Source organism: Pseudomonas sp. SIMBA_067 (assembly GCF_046534675.1).
GTDB lineage: Bacteria > Pseudomonadota > Gammaproteobacteria > Pseudomonadales > Pseudomonadaceae > Aquipseudomonas > Aquipseudomonas putida.
The window spans coordinates 1-259 of record NZ_JAWRYH010000743.1 but is presented as its reverse complement, the minus strand read 5'-3'; the positions used below and the strand labels follow the sequence as shown (position 1 = coordinate 259).

Here is a 259-nt window from a genome sequence, read left to right as displayed (position 1 = left end):
CTTGCCCAGGTTCTGCGCTTTCTGCACGGCCTGGCAGCGCGCGTCAAACCGGTCATGGAAAAGCACCGTGTGCACGTGCAAGCGCTTGCTGACAAGAACGGCCTGGACACGGCGCAGCCATGGGCCAGGCGCTACCTGCATCGGCTCGAAAACCCGGCTGGGCAGGCGCTCTCCATGGACAGCTTGCGAGCGTACTTTGCCCTGGACAACGTGATCGAGGCGTTGCTGACGCTTGCGCAACGGCTGTTTGGCCTGGTCT

The 259-nt window shown here is 63.3% G+C and carries 1 protein-coding gene; it reads left to right on the top strand.

Annotated elements, in window-relative coordinates:
* Positions 1 to 259 (top strand): M3 family metallopeptidase (locus SB765_RS31150; RefSeq protein ID WP_410932694.1); only part of this gene is annotated, 259 nt, incomplete at both ends.